Origin of the sequence: Planktothrix tepida PCC 9214 (genome assembly GCF_900009145.1) — a bacterium.
GTDB classification, from domain to species: domain Bacteria; phylum Cyanobacteriota; class Cyanobacteriia; order Cyanobacteriales; family Microcoleaceae; genus Planktothrix; species Planktothrix tepida.
The window spans coordinates 1-219 of record NZ_LN889909.1 but is presented as its reverse complement, the minus strand read 5'-3'; the positions used below and the strand labels follow the sequence as shown (position 1 = coordinate 219).

Sequence of the window (219 nt, the reverse complement as noted above, 5' to 3'; positions counted from 1 at the left end):
GGGAAAAAGGTACAAGTAAAAGTTAGTTATACTGACTTATTAGGAACAGCAGAAACAGTTAATAGTAGTCCAACTGCTGTAGTTACTAATGTTAACGACTTACCGACAGGTAATGTTAGTATTACAGGAACAGCAACACAAAACCAAATTTTAACCGCCACCAATACTTTAGCGGATGTTGATGGTTTAGGAACGTTTAATTATCAATGGCAAGAGTCC

The 219-nt window shown here is 36.5% G+C and carries 1 protein-coding gene; it reads left to right on the top strand.

Features of this window, described 5'->3' with window-relative positions; genetic code table 11:
* The coding region (locus PL9214_RS31850) for a hypothetical protein (protein WP_186440529.1) at positions 1-219 on the top strand (219 nt) is incomplete at both ends.